Annotated in this window: 1 protein-coding gene and 2 pseudogenes; 1 reads left to right on the top strand and 2 read right to left on the bottom strand. The window is 68.6% G+C overall.

Annotated elements, in window-relative coordinates:
- Positions 1-1,344 (bottom strand): ice-binding family protein (locus VE546_RS16445; protein WP_414720502.1); only part of this gene is annotated, 1,344 nt, incomplete at its 3' end.
- 282 nt (positions 1,345-1,626) lie between these two features.
- Between VE546_RS16445 and VE546_RS16440 the strand changes: the two are divergent.
- A pseudogene (locus VE546_RS16440) lies at positions 1,627-1,734 on the top strand (IS5/IS1182 family transposase); the annotation flags it as partial.
- 61 nt (positions 1,735-1,795) lie between these two features.
- Here VE546_RS16440 and VE546_RS27980 read toward each other — a convergent pair.
- A pseudogene (locus tag VE546_RS27980) lies at positions 1,796-1,951 on the bottom strand (DUF1877 family protein); the annotation flags it as partial.
- Positions 1,952-2,308: the final 357 nt, after the last annotated feature.

Here is a 2,308-nt window from a genome sequence, read left to right as displayed (position 1 = left end):
CCTCTCGTCGTTCCTCTCCCGGCGCTTCTCGTCGCTGCTCTCGTCGCGCTTCTCGTGGCGCTTCTCGTCGCTGCTCTCGTCGCGCTTCTCGTGGTGCTTCTCGCCGTTCCTCTCGTCGCGCTTCTCGTGGTGCTTCTCGCCGTTCCTCTCGTCACGCTTCTCGCCGTGCTTCTCGCCGTCCCTCTCGTCGTTCCTCTCCCGGCGCTTCTCGTCGCTCCACTCGTCGTCCTCGTCCTTGTCCTTGTCCTCGCCGTCCCTGTCCTGCCGGTCGCACCCGTTACCGCACCCACCGAGGTGATCGCGGTCCTTGGCGCGGCACTTGCACGGCTTTCCGGTGCCGCCCGTGGTCGTGGCACCAGTCGTGCCGCCCGTGGTCGTCGCGCCAGTCGTGGCACCAGTGGTTCCGCCTGTAATGCCGGAGGTGTTACCGGCGTTGTTGCCGGCGGTGGCGCCGCCTACCGCACCACCGATGACGCCGCCGTTCGTGACACCGCCGTTGGTAAGGCCGCCGGTCGTGACACCGAGGGTCGTGCCGCCGGTCGTGCCACCGTTGGTGGCGCCGCCATTCGTGGCGCCGCCGTTCGTCGTACCGGCGGTGGTGCCGGTCGTGGTACCGGTCGTGGTACCGGTGGTCGTACCACCGTTGTCGCACAGCGGACGGGTGATCGTGTTGCTGTCCAGCGTGACCGAGCCGTTACGGGCCAGCGCCCGGCCCTGGATGGTCGCTCCGGTGTTCACGCTGATCGACGTCAGCGCCATGATGGTGCCCACGAAAGTGGAGTTGGTGCCCAAAGTGGCGGAGCTGCCGATCTGCCAGAAGACGTTGCACGGCGACGCTCCGTTGACGAGCAGCACATCGCTGGCCGACGCCGTGGTCAGCGTCGATCCGATCTGGAACACCCAGACGGCGTCCGGGTTGCCCTGGGCGTCGAGCGTGAGGGTTCCCGTGAGCCCGATGGAGGAGGAGGCGTTGTAGACACCGGGGAGCAGTGTCTGCCCTCCCAGGTCCCCGGAAATGCTGGCGTCCGGGGCCTGGCTGGCGGCGTTGTTGTACGCGATGACCAGGTCGGACTTGGCCTGGAGGGCCTCGGCGTCCGCCGCGTGCGTATCTCCGTTCACAATGCCGGGGGGAAAACCGGTGATGGCCGTCCCCGGACTCACCCCGACATCTCCGTTGATGACGCTGGGCCCGGTGTTGGAGACCGATTCTCCGGCCAGTACCGCGTAGCTCTCCGCCGTACCGAGAGGAACCTCGGTGGCGATGGCGTGAGCCCGACTCGGCGCACCGAGCACGGAGGCGGCGGCGACAAGGACCGCGACCGCCGCCGCCACCCAGACAGGCACACGGCGCCAATGCAGCCCAGCATGAACGTTCAATACCATTGACATTCCTATCCCTGCAGGGGTCGTAAGGGGATTTCCGGGCAGCGACGAAGCATCTCGCTCGTTTTCTGCGGAACACAGCGCCGCGCAAGCCGGCGGAATATTGTCCTGCGCCTTGTGCAGAGATTAGGGCAACAGCTGACATTGTTTAAGGATTGCCACGCGGCCCGCACGAGTGGACCTGCCTATAATCCCATGGGCTTTGAGGAATTAATAAAGATAACTTTTTTCGCCGAGCGTTTCCGCTGCCGGTGGCGCCGCCTGTACAGCGGCCGTCAGGCGCTGCCGGTCCCGGCCCGCCTGCGGGGTGGGGACACCCACCGCCGCCTCGCCGCGGCCTGCCCATCGGGATCACCACCGTCTGCCGCCGCCCCATGAGGCCGCCGAGGTCCCGGCAGCCCTCGCGCAGGGATTCCGATTCGTCCCACATCAGCGGGCACACCTCGGCGGTGGTCAGCGCGCGGTGATCCACCCCTTGGACGAGGCTGTCGTAGTTCGTACGCCTCAGGGCCTCGGCGGCCGGCCGCACCCGCGACGGCGGGAGGTCCGCCTCCTCCGCGTCCTCCACTCCCAGGCCGGTTCCCGGGCCGCTCCGGGTCCTCGACCCCCCGGGCGAGCTGGGCGGGCGTGACGCGCAGGTACTCGCCGATCATGCTCATGGGCGGATGCCAGGCGACGGCACCGACACCGCCCGGGGCGTCACGGCCCGTCCGTGTCCGGATCGCCGGGACGAACACGGGGCCGTCCCCGGCCCGTAGGAGTACGGGCCGGGGACGGCGGAAGCTGCACGGCAGGCAGCCGGGTCAGTCGGCGATCGGGAGGTAGACGCGGTTGCCCGCCTCCGCGAACTCCCTGGACTTCTGCTCCATGCCGGCGAGGGCCTCGCGCTCCTCGTCGCCGACCGGCTCCATGGAGTCGCCGTAGT

The sequence above is a fragment of the Streptomyces sp. genome, assembly GCF_035644915.1.
Taxonomy (GTDB): Bacteria; Actinomycetota; Actinomycetes; order Streptomycetales; family Streptomycetaceae; genus Streptomyces.
The sequence above is the reverse complement of the archived record's forward strand: the minus strand, read 5'-3'. Positions and strand labels throughout refer to the sequence as shown.